Origin of the sequence: Pelomonas sp. Root1444 (genome assembly GCF_001426885.1) — a bacterium.
Taxonomy (GTDB): domain Bacteria; phylum Pseudomonadota; class Gammaproteobacteria; order Burkholderiales; family Burkholderiaceae_C; genus Pelomonas.
Genome location: NZ_LMFP01000029.1, coordinates 192,989 through 211,465 on the forward strand (window position 1 = coordinate 192,989; position 18,477 = coordinate 211,465).

The 18,477-nt window shown below is 68.1% G+C and carries 11 protein-coding genes; 5 read left to right on the plus strand and 6 right to left on the minus strand.

From position 1 onward, the window contains the following. The first annotated feature begins 10 nt into the window (after positions 1-10). Complete coding sequence (locus ASD35_RS24820; protein ID WP_056877643.1) at positions 11-850, plus strand: PA4780 family RIO1-like protein kinase; 840 nt, start codon at positions 11-13, stop codon at positions 848-850. 23 nt (positions 851-873) lie between these two features. Here ASD35_RS24820 and ASD35_RS24825 read toward each other — a convergent pair whose 3' ends face one another. The 5 genes from ASD35_RS24825 to ASD35_RS24845 all read right to left on the minus strand — a co-directional run bounded on the left by ASD35_RS24825 (position 874) and on the right by ASD35_RS24845 (position 8,364). Continuing rightward, positions 874-3,243 carry a glycoside hydrolase family 13 protein gene (locus ASD35_RS24825; RefSeq protein WP_056877644.1) on the minus strand — a complete coding sequence of 790 codons (2,370 nt, stop codon included), beginning with the start codon at positions 3,241-3,243 and terminating at the stop codon, positions 874-876. A 5-nt stretch (positions 3,244-3,248) separates the two neighbouring features. Further along, on the minus strand, positions 3,249-4,139 hold the full coding sequence (malG, locus tag ASD35_RS24830) for a maltose ABC transporter permease MalG (RefSeq protein ID WP_056877645.1): 891 nt from the start codon (positions 4,137-4,139) through the stop codon (positions 3,249-3,251). A gap of 354 nt (positions 4,140-4,493) precedes the next feature. Then, the gene (gene malF / locus ASD35_RS24835) at positions 4,494-6,062 is read right to left on the minus strand and encodes a maltose ABC transporter permease MalF (protein ID WP_235538454.1); all 1,569 of its coding nucleotides are present in this window, start codon (positions 6,060-6,062) and stop codon (positions 4,494-4,496) included. Between the two features lie 5 nt (positions 6,063-6,067). Beyond that, positions 6,068-7,243 (minus strand): maltose/maltodextrin ABC transporter substrate-binding protein MalE, encoded by a 1,176-nt coding sequence (gene malE / locus ASD35_RS24840; protein ID WP_056877646.1) that lies wholly within the window; start codon positions 7,241-7,243, stop codon positions 6,068-6,070. Then, entirely contained in the window at positions 7,240-8,364 is a 1,125-nt protein-coding gene (locus ASD35_RS24845) for an ABC transporter ATP-binding protein (RefSeq protein WP_056877647.1), read from the minus strand. The genes malE and ASD35_RS24845 overlap by 4 nt, the downstream gene beginning before the upstream one ends. Before the next feature lie 316 nt (positions 8,365-8,680). On the opposite strand from ASD35_RS24845, the gene ASD35_RS24850 reads away from it, so the two are divergent. The 4 genes from ASD35_RS24850 to malQ all read left to right on the plus strand — a co-directional run bounded on the left by ASD35_RS24850 (position 8,681) and on the right by malQ (position 17,058). Beyond that, on the plus strand, positions 8,681-11,179 hold the full coding sequence (locus ASD35_RS24850) for a glycogen/starch/alpha-glucan phosphorylase (RefSeq protein ID WP_235538455.1): 2,499 nt from the start codon (positions 8,681-8,683) through the stop codon (positions 11,177-11,179). Positions 11,180-11,260: 81 nt separating this feature from the next. Beyond that, complete coding sequence (gene glgB, locus ASD35_RS24855; protein ID WP_056877648.1) at positions 11,261-13,447, plus strand: 1,4-alpha-glucan branching protein GlgB; 2,187 nt, start codon at positions 11,261-11,263, stop codon at positions 13,445-13,447. Between the two features lie 24 nt (positions 13,448-13,471). Continuing rightward, the gene (gene glgX, locus ASD35_RS24860; RefSeq protein ID WP_056877649.1) at positions 13,472-15,544 is read left to right on the plus strand and encodes a glycogen debranching protein GlgX; all 2,073 of its coding nucleotides are present in this window, start codon (positions 13,472-13,474) and stop codon (positions 15,542-15,544) included. A 2-nt stretch (positions 15,545-15,546) separates the two neighbouring features. Further along, on the plus strand, positions 15,547-17,058 hold the full coding sequence (gene malQ / locus ASD35_RS24865) for a 4-alpha-glucanotransferase (protein ID WP_056877650.1): 1,512 nt from the start codon (positions 15,547-15,549) through the stop codon (positions 17,056-17,058). Between the two features lie 121 nt (positions 17,059-17,179). Here the strand turns inward: malQ and ASD35_RS24870 are convergent, their stop codons facing one another. Next, the gene (locus ASD35_RS24870) at positions 17,180-18,223 is read right to left on the minus strand and encodes an integron integrase (protein ID WP_056877651.1); all 1,044 of its coding nucleotides are present in this window, start codon (positions 18,221-18,223) and stop codon (positions 17,180-17,182) included. Positions 18,224-18,477: the final 254 nt, after the last annotated feature.

Below are 18,477 nucleotides of genomic sequence, written 5' to 3' on the forward strand. Positions count from 1 at the left end.
CAATCGCGCCATGAAAGCACCCGCGCGCCTGCAGGCATTGATTGGAGAAGGCTTGATCGACAGCGTCGTGCGGCAGTTGAAGAGCGGCAAGGAGGCCGACGTCTACGTCGTGCGCTGCGGCGACGAGACCTGTGCCGCCAAGGTCTACAAGGAGGCCAACAAGCGCGGCTTCCGCCAGGCCGTCGACTACACCGAGAACCGCAAGGTCCGCAACAGCCGGCAGGGGCGGGCGATGGCCAAGCGCACCGCCTATGGCCGCCAGCAGCAGGAGGCCGCCTGGCAGAGCGCCGAGGTGGACGCCCTCTACCGCCTGGCCGCCGCCGGCGTGCGGGTGCCGCGGCCGCACAACTTCCATGACGGCGTGCTGCTGATGGAACTGGTGGCCGACGACCACGGCGATGCGGCGCCGCGCCTGAACGACCTGAGCTTCACCGCGGCCGAGGCGCTGCAGCACCATGCGGCGCTGGTCGACGAGGTGGTGCGCATGCTCTGCGCCGGCGTCATCCACGGCGACCTGTCGGAGTTCAACGTGCTGCTGGCCGCGGACGGCCCCGTCATCATCGACCTGCCGCAGGCCGTGGACGCCGCCGGCAACAACCACGCGCCGCGCATGCTGATCCGCGACGTGAACAACCTGCGCAACTTCTTCGGCCAGTACGCGCCGGCGCTGCTGGCCACGCAGTACGGCCCGGAGATCTGGGCGCTCTACGCGGCCGGCCTGCTCGTGCCGGACATGCCGCTGACCGGCCGTTACGAGCGCAAGCCCGGCGCGGTGGACCTGTCGGCCGTGCTGCGCGAGATCGAGGACGCCCGGCGGGAAGAGGCGGAGCGGCTGCTGCGCATGGGTTGAGGGGGGCGAGAGGCGGCCGGCCGTCAAGGCCCCACGAGGACGCGGCCGAACAATGGCGGCACGGTCAGCTCGATGGCGCCGTTCGTCACGGCGATGACCTCGCCGCCGAGCACATCCTTCAGCGTGGTGGCGGCGAATGGCAGCCGGATGCTGACGGTCTTTGCGACGCTGCTGTTGTTCGTCGCCGTGAGGGCCCATGTCTTGCCGTGCTGGCGGGCGAGCACGACGACGTGGTCGTCGACGTGCACCGGCGCGGTGAGCGTGCCGCGTCGTAGCACCGGCAGGTCGTGGCGCAGTTGGGTCAGGCGTTTGAAGTCGGCCAGCAGTGCCTCGTCGGGCCGGCCCCCCTGGTCGGCCCAAGGGTAGGGCGCGCGGTTGTAGGGGTCGTCGCCGCCGCCCAGGCCCACTTCGTCGCCGTAGTAGATGGTCGGCGCGCCGGGGTAGGTCATCTGGAAGAAGACGGCCAGGCGCAGGCGTTGCTTGGCGAGCGCGAGGTCGCGGTCTTCGCCGAAGTGATGCAGCGCACGGGGCTGGTCGTGCGTGGACAGCAGGTTCATCAGCGCGTGGAAGGCCTGCGGCGGGTAGGCCTCGCGCAGCAGCTCCAGGTTGGCGGCCATCTGCTGGCCGCTCTTGCCGGCCGCATAGTCCAGCACCGCGTTGCGGAAGATGTAGTTCATCGTCGAGTCGAACATGTCGCCGAGGAAATACTTGCTGGCGTCGAACCACGTTTCCGCCACGGTCAGCGCGTCGGGCTTCCTGGCCTTCACCGCCTGCCGCCATTCGCGCCAGAAGTCGTCGGGCACCCAGGGGGCCACGTCCATGCGCCAGCCGGCGGCGCCGCGGTCCAGCCAGTAGTTCGTCACCGAGTCGCTGTCTCGGTAGGCGTAGGCACGGAAGGACGGGCTGCTCTTGTCGATCTCCGGCAGGTCGGCCACGCCGGCCCAGCCCTGGTATTGCTTGTCTGCCTCCTTTTCCTCGGGCTTGAACTTGAACCAGCTGGCGTAGGGCGAGGCGGGGTTGATCCTGCCACCGTCGAAAGCGCCGCCGGCCGGGAAATTGTTGAAGCGGTTGAAGTAGGGCGAGTCCGCGCCGACGTGGTTGAGCGACGTGTCGGGGATGACGCGGATGCCGCGCTTGGCCGCTTCCGTGCACAGGCGCTCGAAGTCGGCGTTGGTGCCGAAGGCGGGGTCGATCTGCTTGTAGTCGGCTGCATCGTACTTGTGGTTGCTGGGGGCGCGGAACACGGGCGTCAGGTACAGCGCGTTGGCGCCCAGGCCCTTGATGTAGTCGAGCTTGGTCGTAAGGCCTTGCAGGTCGCCGCCGAAGAAGTCGTTGTTGAACAGCGCATCGGAGCCGTCGCCGGTGTTCGGCTTGAACGGTTTCTCGTTCCAGGTCGCATGCCGCTCGACGTCGCGGTCCTGGTAGCGGTCCTGCGGCCGGCCGCCGCCCGGGCGCGGGTCGTTGGCGGTGTCGCCGTTGCGGAAGCGTTCGGGGAACACGTAGTAGTACACGACGTCCTGGGCCCAGTCCGGCACCTTGAAGTCCGGCGCGTAGATCGTCTGGCGGTAGCGCCGCACGCGGTTCAGGTTGGACGGCAGGCGCTCGACAGTGCCCGGGCCCATGGCGCCCTTTTCGCGCGTCCAGTAGACAGCGTCCTTGTTGTTCTGCAGCGCGTACCGGCCTTGGACGGTCTCGATCTCGAACCAGTAGCCGAAGACGCCCACCTCGTCGAACCTGTAGCTCGCCGAGAAGCCCGTGCCCAGGCCGCGCGGCGCGGGCTTCATGGCGATGCGGGCCAGGGGCTCGTAGGCGAGCTGTTCCTGGTTGCCGGTCATGCGGCGGCGCTCGATGACGAGCGTGGCGCGAAGCAGGCCGGGGACGTCGTTGCCGATCTGGAAGGTGAATGCCTGGCCCTTGGGCTGCGCGCCGAAGGGCGACTTGGACCCGGCGTTGCGTGAGTCGAAGCGGGTGGTCAGCGCGGCGCGGTCGGTGAGGGGCTCGGGCGGCGTGGGCTTGAAGGTCTGGGGGCCGATGTCCAGCGCCGCCGCGCCGTCGGCGGCGATGGCCAGGCGCAGCGTGTGCTCGCCGGAGAACTGCCGCTTGAGGTTGCCGCCCGCGCCGCGAGCCGGGTTGCCTTTGGCGTCACCGCCGAAGGTGAGGGCGGGCGTCCAGTCCTCGTCGGCGAGCTTGAACTCGTGCGCGCCTTGTGCCTTGAGGTTCAGGTAGTAGGCGTCGCAACGGTACTCGAAGGCCTGCTCGTCCGGCGCGGCCCAGTTGTTGATGGTGCCGCGCAGGTAGAGCGTGGCGTCGCCCAGCGGCGGCTTGGTGCATGCTGCCTGCGAAAGAGGCGCGATCGAAAGCAGCGCTGCGAGCAGCGCGAATGTCTTCATCATGAGCTTCAGCCTTTGACGCCACCCGCCGTCAGGCCGGAGACGATCCAGCGCTGGGCGAGCAGGAAGACCAGCGTGATCGGCAGGCCCGACAGCACGGCCGCCGCCGCGAAGTCGCCCCACAGGAAGCGCTGGTCGTGCAGGAAATACTTGGAGCCGACGGCGAGCGTTAGGTTGCCTTCCTCACGCAGCAGGATGCTGGCCACCGGGTACTCGATGATGGTGCCGATGAAGGCCAGCACGAAGACCACCATCAGGATGGGCACGGCCATCGGCAGCAGCACGCGCGAGAAGGCCTGCCAGTGCGTGGCGCCGTCGATCTTGGCGTTCTCCTCGATCTCGACCGGGATGGTCTCGAAGTAGCCCTTGATCGTCCACACATGCGTGGCGATGCCGCCCAGGTAGGCCAGCACCAGGCCGGCGTGGGTCTCGATGCCGAGGGCCGGCACGTAGGTGCCGATGGTCTCGAAGATGGCGTAGATGGCCACGAGGGCCAGCACCGGCGGGAACATCTGCAGCAGCAGCATGCCGTTGAGCACCGGTTTGCTGAACGAGAACTTCAGCCGCGCGAAGGCGTAGGCGGCGGTCGTGGAAATGGCCACGATGAGGAAGGCCGAGGCGGTGGCCACGTTGATCGAGTTCCACAGCCAGGTCAGCACGGGGAAGGGCGGCTGCACCAGGCTGCCGTCGGCCGCCTGGTAGGGGATGCCGAGCGCCAGCTGCCAGTGCTCCAGGCTGATCTCCGTCGGGATCAGGCTGCCGGTGGCGAAGTTGCCGGGGCGCAGCGAGATGGAGACGACCGCCAACAGCGGGAAGAGGGTGATGGCGATGAAGGCCCACATCACCGCGTGAGCTGCGAAGGTGCGCCAGCGGGCTTGCTTGCCGAGGACGATGGCCATTTGTTTGTCTCCTGTTTTGTCGGGATGGGGATCAGGCCGGGTGGACGGTCTGCTCCGTGTCCCTTCTTTGCCGGCCCTGAACGGCCGGCAAATTCATTCCTTTACCTGCGCAGCCCGCCCACCCGGCCTGATCCGGCGACGGCGGGTTCCCTTCTCGAAGAAGGCCACTGGTGCAGGTTGGGGAGTGCGGCGGCCAAGGGACGAAGGTAAAGGAGGAGCCCGCAAAGCGGGCGGGGGAGAGAGCCCGGACACAAGCAGCCCAGTGGACTGCTTGTGCCTGGCGAGCGCGGAGGCCACTGGCCGGAGCAACGAAGTCCCTTGGCTGCCGCGCTTCCCAACCCATACCCGTCGTCCTCATTTCTGCGCCTTGGCGGACAACCGCAGGTTGATCAACGACAACGCCGCCACGAGGAAGAAGATCAACGTCGAGATCGCTGCCGCCAGCCCGAAGTCCGAACCCGAGTCGCGGAAGGCGATGCGGTAGGTGTAGCTGACGAGGATGTCGGTCTGGCCCGCCGGCAGCTTGGTGGACAGGAAGTCCGGCCGGCCGTCGGTCAGCAGCGCGATCAGCACGAAGTTGTTGAAGTTGAACGCGAAGGCGCTGACGAGCAGCGGCGCCAGCGGCTTGATGATGAGCGGCGCGGTGATCTTGAAGAAGTTGGTCGCGGGGCTGGCGCCGGCCAGGGCCGAGGCTTCGTACAGGTCGGCCGGGATGGACTTCAACAGCCCCGAGCACAGGATCATCACGTACGGATAACCCAGCCAGACGTTGACGATGACGAGCATGGTCTTGGCCAGCAGCGGGTCCGCGAACCAGGCCGGCTTGACGCCGAACAGCGCGTCGAGGATGGCATTGATCTCGCCGAAGTTCTGGTTGAACAAGCCCTTGAAGACGAGGATGGAGATGAAGCCCGGCACGGCGTACGGCAGGAACAGCAGCGTGCGGTAGGTGGTGCGGAACTTCATGCCTTCCCAGTTCAGCATCACGGCGAACAGCATGCCGATGGCGGTGGCGAAGAAGACCGTGAGCGCCGAGAACACCACCGTCCACGTGAAGATGGACAGGAAGGGCCCCCGGAACTCGGCATCGAACAGCATGCGGGCGTAGTTCGCCGCGCCGATGAATGCCTTGAAGCCAGGCTGCAGCACGTCGCCGCTGCCCGACTCGAAGAAGCCGGTGTCGCGGTTGGGCTTGAAGACGACGCCATCGGCCATGCGGGTCAGGCTGCCGTCGTCGTTGGCCGTCCATTGCGGCTTGACGGGGCCGAATTCACGCAGGCCGAGGTAGCGCAGTTCGGTCTTGTCGGGCAGCACCAGCACCAGCCCGGCCAGCGCGTCGCGGTGCTTGATCAGCTCGGGCAAGGGCAGGGCGGCGCCGTGCGTCGTGGCCGCCTGCGGGGCTGCAAGGTCCACGCGCAAGTCCTTGCCGGCGCGCAGTGCCAGGGGCGGGGATACCCAGCGCGGCGCCGGCTCGCCCTCGGCCTGCAGCGCCAGGCGGTACTCGGTGCCGCTGGCATGCAGGCTGTAGCCGAGCACCTGGTCCTCGACGGCATCGTGCTGCTCCAGCAGGTACTCGCGCACGCGGCTCTCGCTGAGCAGGTGGGTGCTGGAGTAGTTGGTGAAGCCGATCTGCGCCGTGTAGACCAGCGGGAAGGCGATGAACACCAGCATGCCGGCGATGCCGGGGAAGAGGTAGCGCCAGGCGAAGCCGTCGCGGCTCAGATAGACGTAGAAGCCGGCCGTGAACAGCACCAGCAGCCCGGCGGCCCAGGCGGCCTGGCCGGTCGTGTAAATGGCGAAGACGAGGTAGAGCGCGGCAACGATGGCCGCGAGGACCGCCGGCCAGCGCAGCCAACGGCCCAGCTTTTCGGTGAACGTGGGGGGCAGCGTCGAGTAGGCGCCCTGGCCGAGGGAGGAGGGCAAGGCGGTCATTTGTTCAGCAGCATCCGCGCGGCGGCGCCGTCGAGCGCGTCCTTCGGTGATTGCAGTCCGTTGGTGATGGCCTCCAGCGCCGCGTCCATCGCGGTCCAGAAGCGACCCACCTCGGGGATGTTCGGAATGGGCGCGCCGTTGCGCGCGTTGGTCATGCTCGCCTTGATCAGCGGGTTGACCGACAGCTCGGCATAGAAGGCCTTGTTGGCCGGCACACCGAGGGCGACGTCGGCATCAAGCACCTTCAGTGCCGCGGGGCGCATCAGGTGGTTCTCGATGAACTCCTTGGCGATGTCCTTGTTCTTGCTCGGCGCGGAGATCATGCAGCCCAGCACGCCGACGAAGCTCTGGCTCGGCTTGCCGGCGACGACGGCCGGAATGGGCGCCACGCCGAAGTCGATCCTGGCCTTCTTCGCGTTGTCCCAGGCCCAGGGGCCGGAGATCATCATGGCCACCTCGCCCCGGGCGAAGGCCGATTCCATCTCGGCGTAGCGTGCGCCCTTGGGCATGTGGCCGTCCTTCACGAGGCGCTCGAGCATTCGCGCCCCGGCCAGCGCGCCCTCGTTGTTCACGTCGACCTTGCGGGCGTCGAAATCGCCCTGCGCATCACGGCCGAAGATGACGCCGCCGGCACCGGCCAGCATGGGCCAGGTGAAGAAGCTCTTGTTGTAGTCCCAGAGCACGGCGCTCTTGCCCTGCGCCTTGAGCTTCCTGTCGAGGGCGATGACGTCGTCCCAGGTGGCGGGCGGGTTCGGCGCCAGCGCCTTGTTGTAGATGAGGCCGGTCGTCTCGATGGCGATGGGGTAGCCCCAGATGCGGCCGCGGTAGCTCAGCGCCGCCCACGCGGTGTCCTCGGACTCGGCCCTGAGCCGTGCCGACGGGCGCAGCGGCGTCAGCAGGCCGGCCTTGGCCCATTCGCCGATGCGGTCGTGCGGCCAGCAGAAGATGTCGGGGCCCTTGCCGGCGCCCGCGGCCTGCTGGAACTTGTCGGTGGGGTCGACCGGATGCTCCACGACGACCTTGACGCCCGAGACCTTCTCGAACGCGTCGCCCACCTTCTGCAGGCCGTTGTAGGCCTTGTCGCCGTTGATCCAGACGAGCAGGCGCGGCGATTCCGCCAGTGCGGGGCCCGCCACCAAAGCCGCCGCGGCCAACAGGGTTCGGAACTTCATGCGGCCAGCTCCGGCGCGGCCAGGCGGCGCAGGGCCCGCCCTTCGGCGTCGAAGACATACAGGGCTTCGGCCGGCAGATGCAGGTTCAGCGCCTGGCCGGTGCGCAGGCGATCGCAGCCGTTGCGGCCCTCGAACTGGCAGGTCAGCGGCTCGTCCAGACCGGGGTAGGGGCAGTAGGCGAAAGTGACGCCGCCCAGCGATTCCACGAAGGCAACCGTGCTCTGCAGCTGGTTGCCGGGACCGCCGCCCTGGCGGATGTGCTCCGGGCGCACGCCCAGCGTGACCGGGTCGCCGGGCCGGGCACCGCTGCCGTCCACCAGCGTGCGCAGCACGACGCCGCTGCCGGCCGGCTTCACGTCCACGTACCCCGCGCCGAGGGCCGCCACCTCGCCCGCGATGAAGTTCATCTTCGGGCTGCCGATGAAACCCGCCACGAACAGGTTGCGCGGATGCTCGTACAGCTCCAGCGGCGAGCCCACCTGCTCGACCTTGCCGGCGGACAGCACGACGATGCGGTCGGCCAGGGTCATGGCCTCCACCTGGTCGTGGGTCACATAGATCATGGTGGTCTTGAGGTCCTCGTGCAGCTTGGCGAACTCGTAGCGCATGCGCACGCGCAGGGCGGCGTCGAGGTTGGACAGCGGCTCGTCGAACAGGAAGACGTTGGGCTTGCGCACGATGGCGCGGCCAATGGCGACGCGCTGGCGCTGGCCGCCGGACAGGTCCTTGGGCTTGCGATCCAGCAGATGTTCGATATGCAGGATCTTTGCAGCGTCGCGCACGGCCGTCTCGATCTCGGCCTTGGGCACCTTGGCCAGCTTCAAGCCGAACGCCATGTTGTCGAACAGGTTCATGTGCGGGTAGAGCGCATACGACTGGAACACCATCGCAATGCCGCGCTCGCTGGGCGGCACGTCGTTGACGACGCGCCCGCCGATGCTCAGCTCGCCGCCGGTGATTTCTTCCAGCCCGGCGATGGAGCGCAACAACGTCGACTTGCCACAGCCCGACGGGCCGACGAAGACCATGAATTCACCGTCGCGGATCTCCAGGTCGATGCCATGCAGGATGCGGGTGTCGCCATAGGCCTTCTCCACGCCGGTCAGTCGAACGTCTGCCACTGCTCACCTTTCAGTCGCCGGGCGCATCGTTGCTGGACTGCACGGCCTGTCTCGTCAAGTCGGGCGCAAATTTCTGCCATTGGCCCGTGTTTGTAGACAATATACATTCGCAATGAGCCGATAACAACAGCGAAGTTCTAACGCTTCTTGATTGAATTCTTTTTATATCAATCACTTGCGATGACTGTCGGGTTTTCCCTCTGTAGTCAAACTACACAACCGCTCGGAGCTGTTCGATACTTCGGCCAACGCTGCCGTCGAGTGGCATTCTTGCCCCCGCCGTCGGGGCCTGGCACTGATGAACCTTCCAATCCGCATGCCCGTTGAACGCAAGCCCGGCCCCAAGGCCTCCATCGCGATGAAGAAGCCGCCCGTCCTCTCCGCCGAAGACCAGGCCTTGCGTGCCGCCTTCGAGGTGGCTTATGAACGCGAGCTGTCCCAATCCAGCCATGGCGCCACGCCGCAGGCGGCGCTGCACGCTGCGGCCATCGCTTGCCGCGAGACGCTGGCCCGCCGCTGGGCCGCCACGCAGGCCCGCGACGCCCAGCGTGGCGACAAGGCGCCGGTGCGCCGCGTGCACTACCTGTCGATGGAATTCCTGATGGGGCGCGCGCTGTCCAACGCACTCGCGGCGCTGAAGCTGACCGAGCCGCTGCAGGCTAGGCTGGCAGCGCAGGGCATCGAGCTGGGCGACGTGCTGGAGCGCGAGCCGGATGCGGCTTTGGGCAACGGCGGCCTCGGCCGCCTGGCCGCCTGCTTCCTGGACTCGTTCGCCGAACTGGCGTTGCCGTCCTTCGGCTACGGCCTGCGCTACCGCTACGGCACCTTCGCGCAGGTCATCAGCCAGGGCCGCCAGCTGGAGCAGCCCGACGACTGGACGCGCGACTCGCCCGCCTGGGAGCTGCCGCGGCACGACCTGCGTTTTCACGTTGGCTTCGGTGGCCGTGTGGAGGTGGACGCCTCCGGCGTGCGTCGCTGGCTGCCGGCCGAGAGCATCGAGGCGCAGGCCTACGACTTCATCGTGCCCGCCCACCACAGCGACCGGGTCTCCACGCTGCGCCAGTGGCAGGCCACGGCGGCGCCCATCGCCTTCAAGCCCTTTTGCGAGGGCGACTACGCCCGCGCCGCCCGCCACCAGGTGCTGGCCGATGCGCTGAACTGGGTGCTCTACCCCGACGACTCCACCGAAGCCGGCCGCGAACTGCGCCTGAAGCAGGAGGCCTTCCTCGTCAGCGCCTCGCTGCAGGACCTGATCGCGCGCCACCTGCGCGAGTTCGGCTCGCTGCACAACCTCGGCAGGGCCAACGCCATCCACCTCAACGACACGCATCCGGCCCTGGCGCCCGCCGAGCTGATGCGCCTGCTGATCGACGAGCACGGCCTGGGCTGGGACGAGGCCTGGAAGATCACGCGCCAGGCGGTGGCCTACACCAACCACACCTTGATGCCCGAGGCGCTGGAGACCTGGGCGGTGCGCATGTTCGAGCACCTGCTGCCGCGGCATCTCGAGATCATTTACGAGATCAACCATCGCTTCCTGGCAGAGCTGCAGGCGCGTTTCCCCGGCGACCAGGCCTTGGCCGCGCGCGTCTCGCTGATCGACGAAGGCAGCCACGGTGGCGAGCGCCGCGTGCGCATGGCGTCGCTGGCGCTGGTGGCGTCGCACCGCGTCAACGGCGTGGCCGCGCTGCACTCCGAGTTGATGGTGCAAACCATCTTTGCCGACTACGCCCGCATCTGGCCCGAGCGCTTCCACAACGTCACCAACGGCGTCACGCCGCGGCGCTGGCTGGAGCAGGCCAACCCGCTGCTGTCGGGCTTGCTGGACGGCCGCATTGGCGAAGGTTGGCGCAAGAACCTGGCGGAGCTGGGCGAACTCAGCACCCTGGCCTCCAACCGCGAGCTGGGCGAAGAGTTCCTGGCCGTCAAGCGCGCCAACAAGGCGCGGCTGGCGGCTGTCATCCGACGGGAGCTGGGCCTCGCGGTCAACGTGGACAGCCTGTTCGACATCCAGATCAAGCGCATCCACGAGTACAAGCGCCAGCTGCTGAACATCCTGCACGTCATCGCGCGCTACCAGGCGATTCGCGACAACCCCGACGCGAACTGGGTGCCGCGCACGGTCATCATTGCCGGCAAGGCGGCCTCGGCCTACCAGACGGCCAAGAGCATCGTGCGCCTGGCGCACGACGTGGCCCGCGTCATCAACAGCGACCCGCGCGTGGGCGACAAGCTCAAGCTGGTGTTCCTGCCGAACTACGGCGTGACCCTCGCCGAAAGCATCATCCCCGCGGCCGACCTGTCCGAGCAGATCTCGACCGCCGGCACCGAGGCCTCGGGCACCGGCAACATGAAGTTCGGCATGAACGGCGCCGTCACCATCGGCACCTGGGACGGCGCCAACATCGAGATGGCCGAAGCCATGGGCGTGGAGAACATGTTCGTCTTCGGCCTGCGCGCGGATGCCGTCGCCAAGATCAAGCAGCTGGGCTACGACCCGCGCCTGTACGTCGAAGAGAATCGCCAGCTCAAGCGCGTCATCGATGCCATCTCGGCGGGCGTGTTCAGCAATGGCGACACCGAGCGCTACCGCGCCCTGGTCGACAGCCTGCTGCACCGCGACGTCTACCTGCTGATGGCCGATTTCGCCGATTACGTTGCCACCCAGGCCAAGGTCGACACGCTGTTCGCCGACTGCGCCGCCTGGGCTGAACGCGCCTTGCGCAATATCGCCGGCATGGGCCCGTTCTCGTCCGATCGCACGATCGCCGAGTACGTGGACCGTGTCTGGTCCGTGAAGAGTTTGAACAGCTGAAAAAATGATGCCCCCACGCTCCCTTCGCTCGCTGCCCCCCGTGGGGACGTCAGTGCCCTTCGGGCGGCCGGGCGTGCACTGATGATCACAGACGCCGACCTCGACGCCCTCCTGGCAGGCCGCCACGCCGACCCCTTCTCCCGGCTGGGCTTGCATGCGGACGACGGCGGTCGGCTCTGGGTGCGCGCACTGCTGCCCGGCGCGGCCACGGTGGCGCTGCTGGACACCGCCAGCGGCAAGCGACTGGTCGAGCTGGCGCAGCGTCGGCCCGGGTTCTTCGAGGCCCAGGTGCCGCGGCGCAAGCACCGCTTCGATTACCGACTGGCCGTGATTTGGGAAGGCGCCGGGGAGGGGGGCGAGGGGATCTACGCCGACCCCTACGCCTTCTATCCGCAGCTCGCGGATGACGAGCTCAAGGCCTTTGCCGAAGGGCGCAACTTCCGACCCTGGCTCAGCCTCGGTGCCCACGTCGTGCAGCACGGCGACGTGCGCGGCGTGCGCTTCGCCGTGTGGGCGCCGAACGCCAGGCGGGTCAGCGTCGTCGGCAGCTTCAACAACTGGGACGGCCGCCGCCACCCGATGCGGCTGCGCCATCAGGCCGGCGTGTGGGAGATCTTCGTGCCGCACGCGGCCGAGGGCGATCTCTACAAGTTCGAGATCGTCAACGGCCATGGCGCGCTGCTGCCGCTGAAGGCCGACCCCTACGCCCGCCGCACCCAGCTGCGGCCGGAGACGGCCAGCATCGTGGCGCCCCTGCCGGAGCCCACGCCGCTGCCGCGCCAGCGCGAGCGGGCCAACCGGCGCGAGGCGGCCATCAGCGTCTACGAGGTGCATCCCGCGTCATGGCGCCGCGGCGTGTCCGGCGACTTCCCAACGTGGGACGAACTGGCCGAACACCTGCCCGCCTACGCGGCCGATATGGGCTTCACGCACCTGCAGCTGATGCCCATCACCGAGCACCCGTTCGACGGTTCCTGGGGCTACCAGACGCTGGGCATGTACGCGCCCAGCGCCCGCTTCGGCCCGCCGGAGGGCTTTGCCCGCTTCGTGAAGGCCTGCCACGAGCAGGGCCTGGGCCTGCTGCTGGACTGGGTGCCGGCGCACTTCCCGACCGACGCCCACGGCCTGGCCGAGTTCGACGGCACGCGCCTCTACGAGTACGCCGACCCCAGGGAAGGCTTCCACCGCGACTGGAACACGCTGATCTACAACTTCGGCCGCACCGAAGTGCGCGAGTTCCTGATCGGCAGCGCGCTGTACTGGATCGAACGCTGGGGCGTGGACGGCCTGCGTGTCGATGCGGTTGCCAGCATGCTCTACCGCGACTACTCGCGGCCCGAAGGCCAGTGGATTCCGAACATCCGCGGCGGCCGCGAAAACCTCGAGGCCATCTCCATGCTGCGCGAGATGAACGAGCATGTCGGCGAGATCGCAGGCGCCATCACCGTCGCCGAGGAAAGCACCAGCTTCCCCGGCGTCTCTGCCCCGACGTACACGGGTGGCCTGGGCTTTCACTACAAGTGGAACATGGGCTGGATGAACGACACCCTGCGCTACATGGCGGAGGACCCGATCAACCGCCGCTGGCATCACGACAAGATGACCTTCGGCCTGATCTATGCGTTCAGCGAGAACTTCGTGCTGCCCATCTCGCACGACGAGGTCGTGCACGGCAAGGGCAGCATGCTCGCCAAGATGCCCGGCGACGACTGGCAGAAGTTCGCCAACCTGCGCGCCTACTACGGCTTCATGTGGGGGCACCCGGGCAAGAAGCTGCTCTTCATGGGCCAGGAGTTCGCGCAGCGCAACGAGTGGAACCATGCCGAGGGCCTGCCCTGGGGGCTGCTGGAAGACGACCGCCACGCCGGCATGCAGCGCCTGGTGCGCGACCTCAACCAGCTCTACCGCGAACACTCGGCCTTGCACCGGCTGGACTGCGAGGCCGGCGGCTTCGAATGGATCAGCGCACATGACGCCGAGCACGCCATCTTTGCCTGGGTGCGCCGCGACGGCACGGGGCGCATGGTGGTGGTGGTCTGCAACATGACGCCGGTGCCGCGCGAGGGCTATTCGCTCGGCGTGCCGGACGGCGTGACGGCCTGGAAGGAAGCGCTGAACACCGATTCGGCCTACTACGGCGGCAGCAACATGGGCAATGGCGTCGCCGCAGCCGGGCTGCCGGTGCAGGCGCAGCCGGCGCATGGGCGGCGGCTGTCGATCACGATCAACCTGCCGCCGCTGGCCACCTTGTTCTTCGTGCCGATCTGACCCGGTTCCCTGTAGCAGTCACGCATGGCCCACTTGCCCGATCTCCAACCCGGCTGGCACGAGCCGCTGGGCGCGCTTGCCCGCGACGGCGGCGTCAACTTCGCCTTCGCCAGCGAGCACGCCACCCGCATCGAGCTGTGTGTCTTCGACGCCGAAGGCCAACGCGAGCTGCGCCGGTACGCGCTCGATGGCCCCTTCGACGGTGTCTTCCATGGCTTCCTTCCGGGTGTCGGTCCGGGCCTCGTCTACGGGCTTCGCGCGCATGGTCCTTACCAGCCCGAGCAAGGCCACCGCTTCAACCCGCACAAGCTGCTGCTGGACCCGTGGGCGCGCGAGATCGTCGGCCACTTCGGCTGGCGCGCCGAGCACCATGGCTACGAGCTGGGCCACCCGGACGGCCCGCGTTCGCTGGACCACCGTGACAACGCAACGCAGGCGCTGAAGGCACGCGTCGCGCCGCCGCCGGTGGCGCATGCGCTCGCCCACAAGCCGCGCCGCGCGCCGAGCGACGTCGTGCTCTACGAAGTCCATGTGAAGGGCTTCTCCAAGCTGCTGCCGGCCGTGCCGGAGGACCTGCGCGGCACCTACGCCGGCCTGGCCCACCCGGCCGCCATTGCGCATTTCAAGCGGCTCGGCGTGACGACGCTGTCGCTGCTGCCGGTGCACTACTGCATCGACGAACCGCACCTGGCCGAGCGCGGCCTGCACAACTACTGGGGCTACAACACGCTGGGCTTCTTCTGCCCCAACCCGCGCTGGGCGCACGCGTCGCACCGCGGCGACCCGACCGCCGTGACGGCCGAGTTCCGCCGGATGGTGGACGCACTGCACGAGGCCGGCCTGGAGGTGGTGCTGGACGTCGTCTACAACCACACGCCCGAAGGCAACGAGTTCGGCCCCACGCTGTCCTTCCGCGGCCTGGACAACGCCACCTGGTACCGCCTCGCCGCCGACGACCAGGGCCGCTACGAGAACCTGACCGGCTGCGGCAACACCGTCAACTGCGCCCATCCGCGCGTGACGCAGTTCGTGCTGGACTCGCTGCGCTACTGGGTCGCCGAGATGGGCGTGGACGGCTTCCGCTTCGACCTGGCACCCGTGCTGGGCCGCACGAAACACGGCTACGACCCGAACGCCGCCTTCTTCACCGCGTTGCGGCAAGACCCAGTGCTGGCCGGCGTTCACCTCATCGCCGAACCCTGGGACGCCGCCTACGACGGCTACCAAGTGGGGCGCTTCCCGGGCCGCTTCCTGGAATGGAACGACAAGTTCCGGGACACGGTGCGCAGCTACTGGCTGGGCGTCGGCAGCAGCCGCGGCGAGTTCGCGCGGCGTTTCACCGCGTCCAGCGACGTCTTCCACCACGGCCAGCGGCTGCCGACCGCGTCGGTCAACTTCGTCGCGGTGCATGACGGCTTCACGCTGGCCGACCTGACGAGCTACAGCGCCAAGCACAACCATGCCAACGGCGAGGACAACCGCGACGGCCGCGACGGCGAACTGGCCGCCAACTTCGGCACCGAAGGCCCGACGGACGATGCGGCCATCCACGCCGTCCGCGAACGCGTGCGCCGCGCGCTGCTGGCCACGACCCTGCTGGCCCAGGGCACGCCCATGCTGTGCGCGGGCGACGAGATCGCCAACAGCCAGGGCGGCAACAACAACGCCTACTGCCAGGACAACCCGACGACCTGGCTGAACTGGGACCGTGCCGACGGCCGCATGACCGAGCTGGTCGCGCAACTGCTGGCGCTGCGTGCGCAGGAGCCGCTGCTGCGCCACCCGCGCTGGTTCGCCGCCGGTCCGGGCGAGGCCAGCATCGCCTGGTACGCCCCCAGCGGCCACGAGATGACGCCGCACGACTGGCACGACACCGGCCAGCGCGCCTTCGGCGCCCAGCTGCGCGAAGCGAATGCTGCCGCACCGCGCCTGATGATCGTCTTCAACCCCGACCCGGCGCCGCTGCCCTTCCTGCCCTGCAACGGGCCCTGGCAGCTGGTGCTCGACAGCAGCGGTGAATCCGCCGCGCCGCTCGTGCTTCCGGGCCAGCCGCTCCATGTGCCGGCCCGTTCCCTTCTCGTCCTGCGACACGCATAGACATGAACCTGAACCAACGCTCTTCCGGCGTGCTGCTGCACATCACCTCGCTGCCCGGCCCGCACGGCATGGGCGACTTCGGCCCCGACGCCTACCGCTTCGTCGACTGGCTGCAATCCGCCGGCCAGTCCATCTGGCAGCTGCTGCCGACCACGCCCATCGGCCCCGGCGACAGCCCCTACCAGGGCGTGTCCGCCTTTGCCGGCAGCCCCTGGATGGTGGCGCTGGAGCCGCTGGTGGCCAAAGGCTGGCTGAGCGCACCCGACGTGCCGGCCTTCGACGGCGGGCGTGTCGACTACTGCCGCGTCACGCCGTGGCGTGAGCAGCAGCTGCGCGCAGCGGCCCAGGGCTTCTTCGCGAACGCCGCCGACGCCGACCGCATCGCCTTTGCCGCGTGGTGTCTCGGCGCGCAAAGCTGGCTGGACGACTACGCCTTGTTCATGGCCATCCGCTCGCCGCTGAACGGCCAGCCATGGTGGACATGGCGCGAAAGCCTGAAGCGCCGCGAACCCGCAGCGCTGGCCGAGGCGCGCAAGACCTACGCCGACGAGATCGCCTTCTGGCAGTTCGTGCAATGGCAGTTCGACGTGCAGGCCGGCGCGCTGAAGGCCTACGCCAACGAGCGCGGCGTGCACCTGATGGGCGACCTGCCCATCTTCGTCGCCCACGACAGCGCCGATTGCTGGTCGCGCCCGGACCTGTACGAGCTGGACGAGGACTTCCTGACCACCGTCGTCGCCGGTTGCCCGCCCGACGACCTCGGCCCGCTGGGCCAGCGCTGGGGCAACCCGCTATACCGCTGGGACCGCATGGCCGAGGAGAACTACGCCTGGTGGACGGCGCGCATCCAGCGAGCGCTCTCCCAGGCCGACGTCTTCCGCATCGACCACTTCCGCGGCTTCGCCGGCTACTACGAGATCCCCGCCGACAGCCCCGATGCCAGGCGCGGGGAGTGGAAGACCGGGCCGGGCATGCCGCTGTTCGACGCCATTCGCAAGGCCCTCGGCCCGCTGCCCATCGTGGCCGAGGACCTGGGCTTCATCACCGACGACGTGCACGCGCTGCGCGACGGCTGCGGCTTCCCCGGCATGAAGATCCTGCAGTTCGCCTTCGGTGCCGAGGCCGACCACGAGTTCCTGCCCCACAACTGGCCGCGCTCTGCGGTGGCCTACACCGGCACGCACGACAACGACACGGTGCGCGGCTGGTGGGCACAGGCCCAGCCCCGCGAACGCGCCTTCGTCGGCTCCTACCTCGCCTGCGGCGAGCACGACATCCACTGGGCCATGATCCGCGCCTGCGCCAACTCGGTGGCCAACATGGCCGTCTACCCGCTGCAGGACGTGCTCGGCCTCGGCTCGGAGCACCGCATGAACGTGCCAGGCGTGTTGGGGGGCAACTGGGGCTGGCGTTTCCACTGGGGCATGCTCGGCAGCGAGCCGGCGCGGGTGCTGGGGCTGATTACCGCGGCGTCAGGGCGTGGGCCGTTCGAGTTGCTGAAGCTGCCGGGCTGAGCGGCCGCGCTCACAACGCGTCGCGTCCGTTGGGGTGAGCTTGCGAACCCACATTCAGGCAAGTTTCAGAGCTGGGGTTGTCCCCCAAACTCGCCGGCTGCCCGGGTGAGTGACGGACTTTTCAGAGCGCGTCGAGCGGGCTGCGCACCGCGCCGCCGCCGAGCTTGAGCACATGCGTGTAGATCATCGTCGTGGCCACATCGGAGTGGCCCAGCAGTTCCTGCACGGTGCGGATGTCGCTGCCCGACTGCAGCAGGTGTGTCGCGAAACAGTGGCGCAGCGTGTGTGGCGTGGCGGGCTTGGCGATGCCGGCGGCCTGCACAGCGCGCTTGAATGCGCGCTGGAAGGTCTCGTGATAGAGATGGTGCCGGCGGATCACACCGGTGCGCGGGTCGGCGGCGTGGTGGTCTTGCGGGAAGACCCAGAACCAGCCCCAGCTCGCACCTGCCCTGGGGTACTTGCGGGCCAGCGCTTCGGGCATCTGCACGCCCGCGCAGTCTGCCTGGACGTCCTCAGCCCAGATCTGCCGGCTCACACCCAACTGCACGCGCAGGGGCGCCACCAGGGTCAGCGGCAGCATGACCACCCTGTCCTTGTCGCCCTTGCCCTGGCGAACGTAGATGGCGCGCTGCGCAAAGTCGATGTCCTTCACCCGCAACTGCAAGCCCTCCGTGATGCGCATGCCGGTGCCGTACAGCAACTGCGCCAGCAGCAGATGCACCCCCTGAAGCTGCCCCAGGACCGCGGCCAACTCGTCCGGGTGAAGCACAACAGGCAGGCGCCGCTTGGGCACAGGCCGCCCGATGTCCTGCATCCATGGCAAGGTCTGACCCAGCACCTTCCAATACAGAAACAACAGGGCAGACAGTGCTTGGCGGTGGCTTGAGGTCGACAGCCCGCGGTCGGCTGCAAGATGGGTCAGGAATGCTTCTACCTCGGGGCCGCCCATGTCCTTGGGGTGCCGGCGGTCATGAAAGCGAATGAAGGCGCGGCACCAGTGAAGGTAGGCATCCTCGGTGCGCGGGCTGTAGTGAAGGGTACGAATGCGCTCGCGAACCTGATCGAGTAGCCGCGTGGCCCGCAACGGCGGCAGATCCGGGGCACTGTCATACCGCCGCGGCTGTGAATGCTGACCGTGTTCGGTACCGATGAACGGTGGCAACATGTCTAGCCTTCCAACGCGGCCAAGTGCCCCGGCGGGGCCTGTAACAAGAGCCGCTTTCGTCGGCAAATTTAATACTGTATGAAAAAACAGTCAATCCGCCGAAATTCTTTGCCGGATCAAGCGCTTGCAGTGCGAATGCGGGAGCCGGTTAGTGCGACGTTGACCCAGATAGGCGACGCTGGTCAGCGATTGATAACACGTTGAGCCTCATGGAATTGACCGCGCCTTTTCGAAGAGCTGAAGGTTTCGCTGAG